We start from the raw sequence: 15,051 nt of genomic DNA on the forward strand, positions 1-15,051 counted from the left end.
GGAGTGTGGCGCATGGTGCACCCGGCGGGCCACATCCCGGCGACCACCAGCCCGGCACCGTCTTCTCGCCGTGGACGATCGTCGGGGCGATGCCCTCGGTGAACGGCTCGATCTGCAGCAGCTGGCCCCACGACTGGCTCGGCTGGCCGATCAGGTAGCTCGGCACCTCCGGCTCCTCGGCCAGCTCCTCCAGCCAGCCGATCGGGCCGCCGTTCGTCGAGGACGCCCACTGAGCTTCGTCCGCCAGGCCACCCGCGGTGATGCGGTAGTCCGGGACCTGGGAGATCCCGTCGTGCGACGTCACCGGCTGGACGCACGGGTACACGAACGACGCCGGCCAGTCCACGTACACCGGCTTCGAGCCGATGCGGTCCGTCAGCGTCGTGAACGTCGGGACGCGCGGCGCCGAGGCCGCGATCCAGCCGTCCTCCGTCAGGTCGTTGTCCACGATGTTGATGCGGACCGCGTTCGTCTCCGGCGGCAGGTCGCGCAGGTTGATGCGGGTGTCGTTCCAGCCGCCCGTGCCCGACCCCGGCGGCAGCATGAACTGGCTGCGCAGCACCTTCACGCCGTCCGGGGTGTCGACGCCGTAGTCGAGGCTGACCGACGTCGGACGGCGGGCCGCCCCGGCCGTCGCCACCACGATCTGGCCGTCCGCCGGCTTCTCCGTCAGCGCGTACCAGTCGCTGCGCAGCCGGCCGGCGCGCGTCTCCGGGTCGAGGTAGCTCGACCACATCGGCACCTTCTCCGGGGTGAACCCGTGCGGCGGCTCGGCCAGCGGGTCCTTGTCGTCGACCGGGCGGGTGTGGAAACCGGTCTGGACGCGGCCGTTGTCCTGGTCGGGGTTCGGCAGCGGGGACTCGGGCTCCTTGGGCTTCTCCGCGACGGTCCGCTGCTCGGCCTGCGGGTGCAGGATGCTCGTCGCCGCGTCGCGCTCGACCATGACGTGGTCGGAGAGGTTGCAGCTCTTGCCGAACAGGTGGCCGACGTTCGCCGCGCCCAGGCTGTAGCTGCCGGACTGGTTGTGGATCGCCCACGCCATCGTGACGAACTCGCCCGCCGCCACCAGGCCGCAGACCACCACCAGCGACAGCGACCCGAGCCGCAGCGCGCGCAGCCGGCCTTCCTGGGGCTGGTCCGGCAGGCCCGGGCGGTGCGCGCGGACGTTCTCGACGAACGCGTATATCCCGGCGATCGCGGCCGCGACCAGCAGGATCGTCGACAGCGGGAGGCCGCCGATCGACGGCGCCACGTTCGTCCACTGGACGCCGAGGCGGGAGACGAACCAGTACGTGTTCGGGCCGGTCGCGGCCAGCGCGGCGACCACCAGCAGCGCCGCGAGGAACGCCGCGCGGTTGCGCTGGGACCGCAGCACCGTTGAGCTCGTCGCGAGCGCGGCCAGGGCCGCCATCGACGCGCCGACCGCGGCGAACGCGCCGAAGTGGTGCGTCCACTTCGTCGGCGTCAGGGCCAGGAGCAGGAAGAACAGCGCCGTGGTGCCGATCAGGCGGCGGGCCGGGCCGAGCGCCGCGCCGGGGATCCGGCTGCGGCGCAGCAGCACCACCAGGCAGGTCGCGGTGCAGAGGACGACCAGCAGCACCGGGAACCGGCGTGGCGCCGAACCGTCCGGCAGGTCGGCGAACAGCAGCTGGTAGCGCGCGAGCTCCTGGAACCACGACAGGTTCGGGCCGACCTGGGTCCGGATCCGGGTCGCTTCCTGGACGGTCGCGAACGTCTGGTCGGCGAACACCACGACCAGCACGAGCAGCCCGGCGGCGGCGACCGGCGCGAGCACCGGCAGCCAGCCGTTCTCGTTCGCGCGCTGGCGCACCAGCTTGAACAGCGGCCGCGCGGCGACCAGGAACGGCGCCACCGCGATCAGCCCGGTCGGCGTCGCGGCCAGGGTGAACCCGGCCGCGGTCAGGCCGAGGCACAGGGGCAGCAGCCGCCGCGTCACCAGCGCGCGCTCGACCGCGCAGATGGCCAGCAGCGAGCCGAGCGCGGCCACCGGTTCCGGGCGGACGCCGTTGTTGTAGGGCATCCACCAGATCAGGAACACCGTCGCGGCCGCCCAGCTGGCCGGGCGGCTGGTGCGGATCTGGGTGCCGAGACGCGGCATCACCTCGCGGCTGATCAACAGCCAGCTGAGCACGCCGAGCAGGAACGACGGCAGCCGGATCCACGGCGGCACCGTGCTGACGTGCGTCATCAGCTCGAAGACGTGGTAGAACCAGCCGAACGGCGCCTCGGCGACCCCGAACCAGCGGTGGTAGTTCGTCAGGTAGCCGGTCGCCTCGGTGACCCGGGCCATCGTGAGGATGTAGCCGTCGTCCGAGGTCACCGGCCCGATGAAGACCCACGCGCCGAGCGCGATGATCACCGTCGCGTCCCGCGCGGTCAGCCGCCACCAGCCGACCGGCGCCCAGCGCGGGGCGCGTCTCGCGAAGCCGGAGTCGCGGCGCCAGACCGCGATCAGGCAGCCGATCAGCGACAGCACGGCGAGCACGCCGACGACGATCTTCAGCGCTGTCGGCGACGTCTGGTACCGCGTGTCCGGCACGACCGAAACGTGCAGGCCGGCGATCGGGTCCTTGCTCGAGTTGATCGACGAGTAGATGCCGACCAGGCGCGGGCGGACGTCGCCGTTCGCGTGGAAGATCGGCGTCCCGGCGACGGCCAGGGTCATCTGCGTCGCGTCGACGTCCAGCTCGACGTCGCACTTCTCGGCGGGCAGCGGCTGCTGGGCGATCTGCTGCCCCTGGCTGGAGGCGAACAGCACGCCGTTGTCGATGCGCAGCTGCAGGCCGACGCCCTTGCCGGCGTTCGGGTCGGTGCGGCCGTCCGGCACGGTGGCGAACAGCAGGCCCGGGCCGTTCGTGCGGGCGTCGACCGAGCGGATGGTCGCGCACGGCACCTCGGCCCGCAGGTCCTGGGCCCAGTACCCGGTCAAGGGCGCGTTGACGGAGCGGGTGTCGCTGCCGGTCGGCCAGACGACCTCCGCCGTGTCCTGCACCACCGGCAGGAAGGGGAAAGCCAGCGCGCACAAGGCCGAGAGCAACCCCAGCGCTACGGCAATCAGACGCATCGGCGCAACGCTAACGGGTCAGACGTCGGCGGCTGACGCAGCCCCCGGGTCACGCGGGGTGAACCGCCCGTGGTGTATCGCCGCGGACAGCGGGCGGCGGCTGCGCCAACCGTGGCGTTCGAGGTCCGGAACGGCCGCCAGCTCGCTGACCGGCCCGGTGCAGAGCCACGCGACCGGCCGGACGCCGTCCGGGATGCCGAGCAGCTCGCTCAGGAAGGGCTCGCGGTAGAAGCTCACCCAGCCGACGCCCAGGCCTTCCGCGGTCGCGGCGAGCCAGAGGTTCTGGATCGCGAGGCACACCGAGTAGAGCCCGGCGTCGGCGATGGCGTGCCGGCCGAGCACGTCGGGCGCGCCACGCGCCGGGTCGTAGGTGACGACGATGCCGAGGCTCGCCTCGAGGATGCCCTCGATCTTGATGTTCGCGAAGGTGCCGGCGCGGTCTTCGCGGAGCTGCCCGGCGAAGACCTCACGCTCCTCGTGGACGTGCTTCGCGAACTTCTCGCGCGTCGCGACGTCCTCGACCAGCACGAAGTCCCACGGCTGCGTAAGCCCGACGCTCGGCGCGGCGTGCGCGGCCTCGAGGATCCGGGTCAGCGTGGCCTCGGGGATCGGCTCGCCGGTGAACTCGCCGCGGACGTCCCGACGCTTGCGCAGGACTTCGTAGAACTCTTCGATCATCGGTGCAGGACCCATTCGACGGCTTCGGGGACGGTTTCGGCGGTCTCCGTACGCGGCCGCGGAGGCCGCCGGACCACAACGACGGGCTTCCCGAGCTCACGGGCCGCGGTCAGCTTCGCGCTGGTCTGCGGCCCGCCGGAGTCCTTGGTGACCAGGACGTCGACCCGGCCGAGCAGCGCCCGTTCGGCGGCCACCTCGTACGGCCCGCGCGCGAGGAGGAGTTCGTGGTGCCGCGGCAGCGGCGGCTCGGGCGGATCGACGCACCGGATGAGGAACCACAGGTCGTCGAGGTGCGCGAAGGCCGGGAGCCCTTGGCGACCGCTGGTGAGGAACACGCGGTTGCCCAGGTGGGGGAGCTGCCGGGCGGCGTCGGCGAGGTCGTCGGCCCAGTGCCAGACGTCGTGCGGGCCCGCTTGCCAGCCCGGCCGCGCGAGCCTCAGCAGGGGCGTGTCGGTTCGCTCGGCCGCTTCCGCCGCGTTCGCGCCGATGCGCTCGGCGAAGGGGTGCGTCGCGTCCACGACGGCGGTGATCTGGTTCTCGCGCAGGTACCGCGCGAGGCCCTCGGGGCCGCCGAAGCCGCCGACGCGCACTTCGCCGACCGGGAGCCTCGGCCGCGCGACGCGCCCCGCGAGCGAAGAGACAACGCGTATCTCGCGCGCGGAGAGCGCTTCGGCGAACTGCCGGGCTTCGCCGGTCCCGCCGAGGATGAGGATCACGAGGGACGCCCGTAGCCGACGGCCTCCCGCCAGCGGTCCAGCGTACGCAGGTTGGCGAGGGTCTCCGCCCAGGTCAGCTCGGGTGCCTGCCGGTCATCGACGTGCGCGGCGACGTGGTCGGCTTCGCGCGCGAAGACGCCCTGGGTAGCCTCGACCTCGATGACCTCCGGCTCGCCGCTCGCCGGGGTCAGGATGATCTGCGAGACGCCGGGCTTGCGCAGCGGGTGGATCCACGCCGGCTCCGGGATGTGGATCTGCCCGTCCGAGCCGAAGACGTGGATGCCGTCCTCGCGGGTCAGCCGGATCCCGCACGAGATCGTCGCGAGGATGTCCCCGGGCAGGCGCAGCAGGCCGGTCGCCCACTCGTCGACGCCGGTGGCGGACAAGTGCGCCATCCCGCTGACCTCGGACGGCTCGACGACGTCCTGCCCGGTCGCGGCCTGCGCGACCAACCGCGCCAGCGACGTGCAATAGCAGCCGACGTCCAGGATCCCGCCGCCGCCGAGCGCCGGGTCGCTCAGCCGGGCGGTCTCCTCGGGGTTGCTGTCGAAGGAGAAGGTGGTGTCCACCGCGCGGACCTCGCCGATGGCGCCGGACGAGATCAGCTCGGCCAGCCGCCGCGTCTGCGGGTGCAGCCGGTACATGAAGGCCTCCATCAGGAAGACGTCGTGCGCCCGAGCGGCGGCGATCACCTCTTCGGCATCGGCCGCGGTGATCGTCAGCGGCTTCTCGCAAAGGACGTGCTTCCCGGCTTCGGCGGCGGCGATGGCCCACTGCTTGTGCAGCGCGTGCGGCGTCGAGACGTATACGGCGTCGATGTCCGGGTCGGCGAGGAGCTCTTCGTAGCTGCCGTAGGCCTTCGGGATGTCGAAGCGCGTGGCGAAGTCCCGCGCCCGGCCGGCGTCCCGCGCGGCGACGGCGCCGAGGACGCCGTGTTTGCTTTCATCGACGCCCGCGGCGAAGTGGGCAGCGATCGTCCCGGCGGCCAGCAGGCCCCAGCGCAGTTCCGTCACAACGACTCCGGTTGGTTCGCCCGGTCCCGGGCACTCGAGTAGAGGAAGCTGTCGGGAAAGTTCGTGGCGCCGAGCACCCGCCCGACGAAGATGGTGGCCGCGCGCGTCATCCCGGCTTCGCGCACGAGAACGGGCAGTTCGCCGAGCACCCCGCGCACGACGGTCTCCCCGGGCTGGCTCGCGAGCGCGACGACAGCGACCGGGCAGTCCTCGCCGTAGTGGGGCTTGAGCTCGTCGGCCACCCGTTCGACGTGGTTGATGGCGAGGTGCAGCGCAAGTGTGGCCCCGGTCGCGGCAAAGGCGGCGAGGGTTTCGCGGGGAGGCATCTTGGTGGAGCGCGCCTGAACGCGCGTGATCACCAGGCTCTGCCCGATTTCGGGCACGGTGAGCTCCCGCTTCAGCGCGGCGGCCGAAGCGGCGAAGGCGGGCACGCCGGGCACGACCGCGTAGGGAACACCGGCGGCATCGAGCCGCCGCACCTGCTCGGCGACGGCGCTGTAGAGCGACGGATCACCCGAGCACAGCCGCGCAACCTCGTGCCCGGCACCGTGGGCCCCGACGAGCTTCGCGACGATCTGCTCGAGGCTGAGGTTCGCCGTGTCGACGAGCTCGGCCCCGGGCGGGCAGTACGCGAGCAGATCGGGAGGAGTCATGCTGCCGGGGTAGAGGCAGACACTGCAGCGCGCGAGCAGATCCCGGCCCCGCACGGTGATGAGGTCGGCGGCCCCGGGCCCGGCGCCGATGAAGTGCACGGTCATCGGCTGCTCCGGAGAGCGACGCCGGCGCGCGCCGCCGCCTGGGCGACGTCGGGCTGCCGGCCCGCCGGGAACCTCGCTGGCATGGCCGGTCGGCGGATGGCCTCGCGCCAGCCCGCCGGAGCCTCGGCCGGCTCCCGGCTCGCGGTCGCCGACCGAGCGCCGGTCATCGGCTGCCCTGCGGGCATGGCCGCCCAGCCGGTCGCCGCTTGGCGGGCCGCCGGTGACCACGCGAGGCCCAGGCTCGCGGCCGGAAGTCGAACCCCGCTCACCGGCTGCTCCACTGGGTCACGACCCGCGCCGGGGTCCAGCCCGTGAAGCCGCCCAGGGGGGCCGCTCGCTCCACGCCGATCCGCAGCAGCTCGCCTCCGTGCTGCTCGTACGCCCGGGCCAGCACCTGCTCGGCCTCCAGCGTCACCCCGTGCGCCACCACCCGTGCGCCGGTGGCCACGCACGTGTCCAGTACGCCCGGCGCCGTCACGCCGCCTCCGATGAAGACCGCGTCCGGTGCGGGCAGCGCGCTCAGCGCTTCCGGTGCTTCCCCCGCCACCACCTCCAGTTCCGGTACTCCCAGGTCCAATGCGTTCCGGCCGATCCGCTCGGCCCGCTCCGCGGAGCGTTCGATCGCGACCGCACGGTTCAGCCCGTGCAGCCGGGACCACTCGATGCCGACGCTGCCCGCGCCCGCGCCGACGTCCCACAACAACTCGCCGGGACTCGGCGCGAGGCGGGCCAGCGCCGACACTCGGAGGTCGCGCTTGGTCAGCTGCCCGTCGTGGGCGTACACGTCGTCCGGGATGCCGATCAGCGGCAACGCCGGACCCGTGCACTCCAGCGCGAACACCGTCAGCGGTCCGGGATCGCCGGCCCAGCCGTCGGAGATGCGCTCGTCGGGCCCGCCCAGGTTCTCCAACGCGATCAGCTCGCTCTCGCCATAACCCCGCACGGTGAGCAGGGAGCGCAAAGCGGGCGCGTCGGCACCCAGGACGAGCACTCGCCGGCGCGGCGCCAGCACCCGGGCGACGCGGGCGGACGACCGGCCGACGATGGTGACCACCTCGGTCTCCTCGGCGGACCAGCCCAGCCGTGCCCGGGCCAGTGTCACCGAGGAGAGCGCAGGCAGCGCCTCGACCTCGTATCCATGGGCCACCAGTGTGGCACCCACCCCCGACAAAAACGGATCTCCGCTGGCCAGGACGCAAATCCGAGCGCCTTCGTGCTCGGCGATGACCGCGTCCAGCCCCGGCAGCAACGGCGTCGGCCACGCCTGCGCCGGGACGTCCTCGGGCAGGTAGCCCAGCTGCCGGGGCGCCCCCAGCACGACGTCGGCGGCGAGCACCGCGGACCTGGCCTGCTCCGACAGCCCGGACCAGCCGTCGGCCCCGATCCCGACCACGGTCAGGCGGTCCGCTCCGGCAGCCGGTGGACGTGATTCTTCGCGCACGATTTCCCACCCTAAGCGAGGCATGCGCTGTGCGATGATCGGCCGGTCGCCGACCTCAGGAGCGCTGTTGAAGCCGTACCCGTTCACCGCCGTCGTCGGGCTGCCGGACCTGCGCCTGGCGCTGGTCCTCTCCTCGATCTCACCCGCCGTCGGCGGGGTGCTGGTGCGCGGCGAAAAGGGGACCGCGAAGTCGACCATGGTCCGCGCGCTCGCGGGCTTGCTGCCCGGGGTCGACGTCGTCGACGGCTGCCGGTTCTCCTGCGATCCCGCGGCGCCCGACCCGCTCTGCCCGGACGGCCCGCACGACGCCGCGACCAGCCACCGACGTCCCGCGAAGCTCGTTGAACTCCCGGTCGGCGCGGCCGAAGACCGCGTCATCGGGAGCCTGCACCTGGAACGCGCGCTCGCCGAAGGCGTCACGGACTTCCAGCCCGGCCTGCTCGCCGCCGCCCACCGCGGGCTGCTCTACGTCGACGAGGTCAACCTGCTGCACGACCACCTCGTCGACACCCTCCTCGACGCCGCCGCGATGGGCCGCGCGACCGTGGAACGCGAAGGCGTCTCGGTCTCGCACGCGGCCCGGTTCGTCCTGATCGGCACCATGAACCCCGAAGAAGGCGAGCTGCGGCCCCAGCTGCTGGACCGGTTCGGACTGACCGTCGAGGTCGCCTCCAGCCGCGACCCGGAGCAGCGCGTCGAGGTCGTCCGCCGTCGCCTCGCCTACGAAGCCGACCCTGACGCCTTCGCCGCGCAGTACGCCGGCGAAGACGCCCAGCTCGCGGCGGACATCGAAGCGGCGCAACGGCTTCTGCCCGCCGTCAAGCTCCCCGACGAGGCCCTGCGCCAGATCGCCGAAGTCTGTGCCTCCTTCGAGGTCGACGGCATGCGTGCGGACATCGTCACCGCCCGCACCGCGGTCGCGCACGCGGCTTGGGCCGGCCGCGACGAGGTGACCACCGAGGACGTCCGCGTCGCCGCTCGCCTCGCGCTGCCGCACCGGCGCCGGCGCAACCCGTTCGACGCGCCGGGCATCTCCGAAGAGCAGCTCGAGCAGGCCCTTCAGGACGCCCAACCGGACCCGGGACCCGAGGACGACGGCCCTGGCTCGGGTTCGGAGCCGCCGCAAGCTCCCGAACCACCACAGGGCAGTGAAAACGCGCCGCAAGGCGAACCGCAGCAAAGCGGCGGCCAGCAGAAGACGGTCGGCGCCGGCGAGACGTTCAAGGCCCGCGTCTTCCGCGTGAAGGGGATGGGAGAAGGTGAGCGCGGACGTCGTTCGCGCGCGATCACCGACAGCGGCCGGACCATCGGCGTCCAGCCGGCCAGCGTCCGCGAAGGCCGGCTCCACCTGGTCGCGACCGTGAAAGCCGCGGCGCCGCACCAGAAAACCCGCGGCCGGGTCGGTGCGGGGCTGAAGCTGCAGCCGGAGGACGTCCGATACGCACTGCGCGAAGGCCGCGAAGGCAATCTCGTGCTGTTCTGCGTCGACGCGTCCGGCTCGATGGGCGCGAAGGCGCGGATGCGCGAGGTCAAATCCGCGGTCCTGTCGCTGCTTCTCGACGCCTACCAGCGCCGCGACAAGGTCGGGCTGGTCACGTTCCGCGGCACCGCGGCCGAGCTCGCGCTGCCGCCCACGATCAGCGTCGACGCGGCCGCGTCCCGTCTCGAAGGCCTCCCGACCGGCGGCCGGACACCCCTGGCCGAGGGACTCCTGGAGGCGGCGCGCGTGCTGCGCGTCGAAGAGATCCGCGATCCGCGGCGCCGTCCGCTGCTGGTCGTCGTCACCGACGGCCGCGCCACCAGCGGCCCCGACGCCGTCGCGCGCGCCCAGGCCGCGGCCGGCCTGCTCACCGGTGTCACGACGATCGTCATGGACTGCGAGAGCGGCAAGATGCGCCTCGGCCTGGCCGCCGACCTCGCCGCCCACCTCGGCGCGGAACACGTTCCCCTCGCCGACGTCGCCGCCGACGCGCTGGCGGACGCCGTCCGCGCCCGGACCGGAAAGGCCGCCTGATGCCGCAGGGCAAACCGGACGCCGTCCCGAACGACGGCCTGACCACGCGCCAGCGCCGCAACCGGCCGCTGCTCGCCGTGCACACCGGCGAGATGAAGGGCAAGTCGACGGCCGCCTTCGGAATGGCCCTGCGCGCGTGGAACCAGGGCTGGTCGATCGGCGTGTTCCAGTTCGTCAAGTCGGCGAAGTGGCGCGTCGGCGAGGAAGCCGCGTTCAAGGCGCTGGGGAAGCTGCACGACGACACCGGCCAGGGCGGGCCGGTCGAGTGGCACAAAATGGGCGAGGGCTGGAGCTGGGCGCGCAAGTCCGGCACCGAGGAGGACCACGCTTCGAACGCGCGGGAAGGCTGGGCGGAGATCAAGCGCCGGCTCGCGGCCGAGACGCACGACTTCTACGTCCTCGACGAGTTCTCGTACCTGCTCAAGTGGGGCTGGCTCGAGGTCGACGACGTCGTGTCCACCCTGGTCGACCGGCCCGGGCACCAGCACGTCGTCATCACCGGCCGGTATGCGCCGCCGGAGCTCGTCGAGGCCGCCGACCTGGTGGCCGAGATGACCAAGGTCAAGCACCCGATGGACGCCGGCCAGAAGGGCCAGCGGGGGATCGAGTGGTAGCGCGGGTGGTCGTCGCCGCGCCCGGTTCCGGGCACGGCAAGACCACGATCGCCGCCGGGTTGATGGCGGCGCTGCGCGCGGCCGGGCACCGGGTGTCCGGGCACAAGGTCGGGCCGGACTTCATCGACCCGAGCTACCACGCCCTCGCGACCGGACGTCCCGCGCGCAACCTCGACCCGTTCCTCCAGGGCGAAGAACAGCTGGTTCCGTTGCTGCGGCACGGTTCTCACGGTGCCGACATCGCCGTGATCGAAGGCGTGATGGGCCTGTTCGACGGCGCGCTGGGCACCGAGGGCTACGCCTCGACCGCCCACGTGGCCCGGGTGCTGGACGCGCCGGTGGTGCTGGTCGTCGACGCCTCGGCCGCCTCCCGCAGCGTCGCCGCGACCGTGCTCGGCTTCGCCCACTACGACAACCGCGTGCGGCTCGCCGGCGTCATCCTCAACAAGCTCGGCTCGCAGCGGCACCTCGACGAGATCGCGGCCGCGCTGGAAGCCACCGGCGTTCCACTGCTGGGAGCGTTGTACCGCAACGAAGAGATCCACGCGCCGAGCCGGCACCTCGGGCTCGTTCCCGCGGCGGAACGGGCTGCGGAAGCGCAAGACGTGCTGCCTGCGCTGGCCGCCTGGGTGCGCGACGGCGTCGACCTGGAAGCGATCGTCCGGATCGCTTCGGGTGCGCCGCGGCTTTCCTCGCCGCCGTGGGAACCGTCCGGTGTGGATGGTCCGCCCGTGACGATCGCGGCTGCCGGCGGTCCGGCGTTCACTTTCCGCTACACCGAGAACATCGAGCTGCTGGCGGCGTGCGGCGTCGAGGTCGTGGACGTCGACCCGTTGCGGGACCAGGCGTTGCCCGACGGGTGCGCCGGCCTGTACTTCGGTGGCGGGTTCCCCGAGGTGCACGCGGCCGAACTGTCGGCGAACACGGCGTTGCGTGCTGCGGTGGCTTCGGCCATCCAGGCCGGGATGCCGGTGAGCGCGGAATGCGCGGGGCTGCTGTACCTGTGCCAGTCCTTGGACGGCGTGCCGATGGTGGGCGCCGTGCCCGCGGACGCCAAGATGACCGCTCGCGGCAAGCTCGGCTACCGGCGTGCGGTCGCCGTCGAGGACAACCTGCTGGCCACGGCCGGGCAGCGCGTCACCGGGCACGAATTCCACCGCACCGAAGTGACGCCGTCGCACGGCACTTCGGCCGCGTGGGGCTGGGATCGGCAGCTGGACGGCTTCGCGTCGCCGACGCTGCACGCGTCCTACCTGCACGTCCACTGGGCGGGGTATCCCGAGCTGGCGCAGCGGTTCGCGGCGCGGGTCCGGGCCCATGGCTGATTACGACCTGCACCACCACGGCGACCGCGAGGTGGGGCCGGGGCTGGTCGATCTCGCGGTGAATGTCCGGTTGCCGAGGCCACCTTCGTGGCTGCAGCAGGAACTGGCGTCCGCTTTGGACTCCCTTGCCGCTTACCCGTCTACTGTGGACGCCGTGCAGGCGGTGGCCGCACGTCACGGCCGCTCACCTGAAGAAGTCCTGGTCACGGCCGGAGCGGCGGAGGCGTTCACGCTGCTCGCCTCGGCTCTCCGCCCTCGGCACGCGGTGGTCGTGCACCCGCAGTTCACCGAGCCCGAGGCGGCTTTGCGTGCTGCCGGACACGCGGTCGAGCGGGTGATCCTGTCCGAGAAGGACGGCTTCGTGCTCGACCCGGACCTGGTTCCGGACGACGCTGACCTGGTGTTCGTCGGCAATCCGACCAATCCGACGTCGGTCCTGCACCCGGCGGCGTCGCTGCTCGCCCTGGCGCGCCCCGGCCGGCTGCTCGTGGTGGACGAGGCGTTCCTGGACGCGGTGCCCGGCGAGGTCGAGAGCCTGGCCGACGGGCATCCGGGTGTCGTCGTGCTGCGCAGCCTGACGAAGACGTGGGGACTCGCCGGCCTGCGCGCGGGGTACGTGCTCGCGCCGGCGGACGTCGTCGAGCTGCTGCGTGCGGTGCAGGTGCCGTGGTCGGTGTCCACTTTGGCCGCGGTGGCGACGGTGGCGTGCTGCCGTCCGTCCGCTTTGGAGGAAGCGGAGAAGCTGGCGGTGGCCGCGGAAGCGGACCGCGAGTACTTGGTGTCGGGCCTGACCGCGCAGGGTGTCGACGTGCTGGGCGATCCGCGTGGCCCGTTCGTGCTGGTGCGCGTTCCCGATGGTGCTTCCCTACGCACGCGCCTGCGCGAAGCGGGCTATGCGGCGCGACGAGGAGATACTTTCCCCGGCCTCGGCCCGGACCACCTGCGGCTGGCGGTCCGCGACCGGGTGACGACGGACGCGTTCCTGGCGAATCTGCGGGAAGTTTCGTAAACACCGACAGGGGGTTGTCGCTACCGCCGCCGAAACTGGGCGCAGACCGGGAGAGACCCGGCGTGGCAGCGGAAGGAACGACATGCCCGGATTCAACGACGTCGCCTGGTTCGAGATCGGCACCGCGGACCCGGCGGCCGCCGAACGGTTCTACGGTGAGGTGTTCGGCTGGAAGATCGCCCAGGACGCCTCGGCGAGCACCGACCCGGCCTACCGGGTGATCGACACCGGCGGCTCCCGCGGCGGGCTCTCCACGGGAACGGAGGAGTACGCGATCTTCACCGTGCTGGTCGAAGACGTCGACGCCACCTGCCGCCAGGTCGAAAAGGCCGGCGGGCGGGTGCAGCGACCACCGAGCGTCAACCCGGTCGGCGTGACGTTCGCGCACCTGCTCGACCCGGCGGGCAACCACTTCTCCGTGTTCACCCCGCCAAAGTGAGCTGGTGGACGTCGCCGTACGGGATGTCGAGGTCTTCGGGACGCAGCGGGCGAAGGGGCGGGATTTCGGCGGTGACGGTGAAGGAGATGATGCGGTCGGTGCGGAAGGCCCGGATCTCCTGGCGCAGCCGGCACCAGGCGATGAGGTACCAGTGCTCGGGCTTGCCGACGTAGCCGAGCGGCTCGATCTCCCGCCGGGTGACGGCGCCTGCGCGGTCGGTGTACCGGATGCGCAGGACGCGGCGGATGTTGAGCACCTGCGGCATCGGCGGGATCGGACCGTCGCCGAGCAGGTGGACACAGGCGGCGAGGTTCTTCGCCGCGTCCGTGTCTTCCCGGCGCATCGCGGCGACCAGCTTGCGCAGCGCCGAGCGTCCTTCGGCACGGAAGGGAGTGCCCTCGAGGTGCCTCAGCGCGAGTGCCATGGCCACGGCCTCGGCGGGCGTCAGGTTGACCGGCGGCATGGTGTGTGCCTTGTCGAGGCAGTACCCGCCGGTGCGGCCGGGCTCGGCGTAGATCGGCGTGCCGGACTGCTGCAGGGCGCTGATGTCGCGCTCGACGGTGCGGACGCTGACCTCGAACCGGTCCGCGAGCCAGCGCGCGCTGCGTGGCCGGGGCGCGACGGCGCGCAGTTCTTCGACGATGGCGTAGAGACGATCGGTTCGGTTCACCCGGATCACGATAGGAAGGAGGTACGACAGTTTCGGTTACTCGCAGAGCTGCTTGAAGTCCGTCGCTCCGGGCCGTAAACGGAACCGGACCTCGTGGCCGAGGTGGTCGCGGAAGACCGCGGAAGCCGGTGGGGTGAGCGTCATCGTGCCTTCCTGGTACGGGTTGTCCCAGCCGGGCGGTGCGCTGCGAGCCGGGCCGATCAGTGGCGTCTCGGCCTCGTAGAACCGGTCGCCGATCTTCGCTTCGTCGACGCCGCAGTGCGTGAAGAGCGCGAAGTTCGGCAGCGTCACCGGGGTGTGTGTCGGCGTCGGTGCAGCGGGCGGTGCGGGCTTCGGCTCGGGCGGGGCGGTGGTGAGGAGAGCGATGACGCCGGCTCCCAGCACGGTGGCGGTTGCCGCGAGCAGCGGGGCGACCAGCCGTCGCCGGGGTGCGGGGAGGGGTGCGGGCCGGACGTCCACGGTGTCGGCGAGAGCGTGGAAGGCGCGGCGCAGGCGGTCCTCGACGTCGGTCATCGGAGTTCTTCTTCCAGTTTCGCCAGCGCACGGGAGGCGCAGGTCTTGACGGTGCCGCGGGAGACGCCGAGCGCGTCGGCGATCTCGGCTTCGGAAAGGCCGGCCCAGTACCGGAGCACGAGCACCTCCCGTTGCCGTCTCGGCAGCCGGCGCACGGCGGCGAGCACCTCGCGGTGCTCTTCGCCGAGCAGGACGCCGGTGTCCGCGGGTGGTACGTCGTCGCGGTCGCCGGGCCGGTGCCGCAGGCGCCTTGCCGCGCGCCGGTGCGCGGAGCGGGCGCCGTTGACGACCGAGACGCGGAGGTAGCCGCCCGCGCCGGCCGGGTCGTCGAGCGGCCAGTGGCGGACGAGCGCGAGGAAGGCGTCCTGCACGACGTCCTCGGCGAGCCCGCGGTCGCCGAGCAGCAGCACGGCGAGCCGGACCAGGCCGGGGCGGTGCGCGCGGAAGAGCTCCGCCGGGTCGACGGCGGTATCGGTGTCCAGGGTGACCTCCTTTACCAGGTACACGCCGGGCACCGGGCCTAGGTTGACAACGCGACCAGTGCGGTCGCGACGGCGGTTTCGACACCGGCGCCGAGGACGTCACCGGTGATGCCGCCGAGCCGTTTGGTGCACCGCCACAGGAGCGCTCCGGTGACGGCGTAGGCGAGAGCGACGGCGAGCGGACCGCGCCACCACGGCAGGCCGGGCAGCAGCGCGGCCAGCCCGGCGGCGGCCAGGCCGACGGCGATCGCGGCGGGGCGGGGCACGGCGCCACCGTCGCCGGCTCCGTGCCCC

At 72.6% G+C, this 15,051-nt stretch carries 15 protein-coding genes; 5 read left to right on the forward strand and 10 right to left on the reverse strand.

What is annotated here, in order from left to right:
• The 6 genes from ACWEVN_RS38535 to cbiE form a co-directional block, all read right to left on the reverse strand.
• The coding region (locus ACWEVN_RS38535) for an arabinosyltransferase domain-containing protein (protein WP_452054561.1) at positions 1-3,085 on the reverse strand (3,085 nt) is incomplete at its 3' end.
• A gap of 18 nt (positions 3,086-3,103) precedes the next feature.
• On the reverse strand, positions 3,104-3,763 hold the full coding sequence (bluB, locus tag ACWEVN_RS38540; RefSeq protein WP_449686806.1) for a 5,6-dimethylbenzimidazole synthase: 660 nt from the start codon (positions 3,761-3,763) through the stop codon (positions 3,104-3,106).
• The gene (locus ACWEVN_RS38545; RefSeq protein WP_452054562.1) at positions 3,760-4,479 is read right to left on the reverse strand and encodes a cobalt-precorrin-6A reductase; all 720 of its coding nucleotides are present in this window, start codon (positions 4,477-4,479) and stop codon (positions 3,760-3,762) included. Before ACWEVN_RS38545 ends, bluB begins: the two co-directional genes overlap by 4 nt.
• A complete protein-coding gene (locus ACWEVN_RS38550; RefSeq protein ID WP_452054563.1) occupies positions 4,476-5,492 on the reverse strand; it encodes a Gfo/Idh/MocA family protein in 1,017 nt (338 codons plus the stop codon). Before ACWEVN_RS38550 ends, ACWEVN_RS38545 begins: the two co-directional genes overlap by 4 nt.
• On the reverse strand, positions 5,489-6,250 hold the full coding sequence (cobM, locus tag ACWEVN_RS38555) for a precorrin-4 C(11)-methyltransferase (protein WP_452054564.1): 762 nt from the start codon (positions 6,248-6,250) through the stop codon (positions 5,489-5,491). Before cobM ends, ACWEVN_RS38550 begins: the two co-directional genes overlap by 4 nt.
• A gap of 265 nt (positions 6,251-6,515) precedes the next feature.
• Positions 6,516-7,715, reverse strand: coding sequence for a precorrin-6y C5,15-methyltransferase (decarboxylating) subunit CbiE (gene cbiE, locus ACWEVN_RS38560; RefSeq protein ID WP_452054565.1), 1,200 nt, complete (start codon positions 7,713-7,715; stop codon positions 6,516-6,518).
• Between the two features lie 43 nt (positions 7,716-7,758).
• On the opposite strand from cbiE, the gene ACWEVN_RS38565 reads away from it, so the two are divergent.
• The 5 genes from ACWEVN_RS38565 to ACWEVN_RS38585 all read left to right on the forward strand — a co-directional run bounded on the left by ACWEVN_RS38565 (position 7,759) and on the right by ACWEVN_RS38585 (position 13,092).
• Positions 7,759-9,705, forward strand: coding sequence for a putative cobaltochelatase (locus ACWEVN_RS38565; protein ID WP_452054566.1), 1,947 nt, complete (start codon positions 7,759-7,761; stop codon positions 9,703-9,705).
• Positions 9,705-10,319, forward strand: coding sequence for a cob(I)yrinic acid a,c-diamide adenosyltransferase (cobO, locus tag ACWEVN_RS38570; protein ID WP_449686811.1), 615 nt, complete (start codon positions 9,705-9,707; stop codon positions 10,317-10,319). Before ACWEVN_RS38565 ends, cobO begins: the two co-directional genes overlap by 1 nt.
• Entirely contained in the window at positions 10,313-11,644 is a 1,332-nt protein-coding gene (locus ACWEVN_RS38575) for a cobyrinate a,c-diamide synthase (RefSeq protein ID WP_452054567.1), read from the forward strand. Before cobO ends, ACWEVN_RS38575 begins: the two co-directional genes overlap by 7 nt.
• Positions 11,637-12,653 (forward strand): Rv2231c family pyridoxal phosphate-dependent protein CobC, encoded by a 1,017-nt coding sequence (gene cobC, locus ACWEVN_RS38580; protein ID WP_452054568.1) that lies wholly within the window; start codon positions 11,637-11,639, stop codon positions 12,651-12,653. The genes ACWEVN_RS38575 and cobC overlap by 8 nt, the downstream gene beginning before the upstream one ends.
• A gap of 82 nt (positions 12,654-12,735) precedes the next feature.
• Entirely contained in the window at positions 12,736-13,092 is a 357-nt protein-coding gene (locus tag ACWEVN_RS38585; RefSeq protein ID WP_449686814.1) for a VOC family protein, read from the forward strand.
• On the opposite strand, the gene ACWEVN_RS38590 is transcribed toward ACWEVN_RS38585, so the two are convergent.
• The 4 genes from ACWEVN_RS38590 to ACWEVN_RS38605 all read right to left on the reverse strand — a co-directional run.
• Positions 13,076-13,762 (reverse strand): helix-turn-helix transcriptional regulator, encoded by a 687-nt coding sequence (locus ACWEVN_RS38590; protein ID WP_449686815.1) that lies wholly within the window; start codon positions 13,760-13,762, stop codon positions 13,076-13,078. The two genes, ACWEVN_RS38585 and ACWEVN_RS38590, sit on opposite strands and share 17 nt — an antisense overlap.
• Before the next feature lie 36 nt (positions 13,763-13,798).
• Entirely contained in the window at positions 13,799-14,275 is a 477-nt protein-coding gene (locus ACWEVN_RS38595; protein WP_452054569.1) for a hypothetical protein, read from the reverse strand.
• Positions 14,272-14,790: an RNA polymerase sigma factor gene (locus ACWEVN_RS38600; protein ID WP_452054570.1), complete on the reverse strand. Its 519-nt coding sequence runs from the start codon at positions 14,788-14,790 to the stop codon at positions 14,272-14,274. The genes ACWEVN_RS38595 and ACWEVN_RS38600 overlap by 4 nt, the downstream gene beginning before the upstream one ends.
• Before the next feature lie 5 nt (positions 14,791-14,795).
• On the reverse strand, positions 14,796-15,051 hold a 256-nt coding region (locus ACWEVN_RS38605; RefSeq protein WP_452054571.1), incomplete at its 5' end, for an adenosylcobinamide-GDP ribazoletransferase.

Source organism: Amycolatopsis sp. NPDC003861, assembly GCF_053605405.1.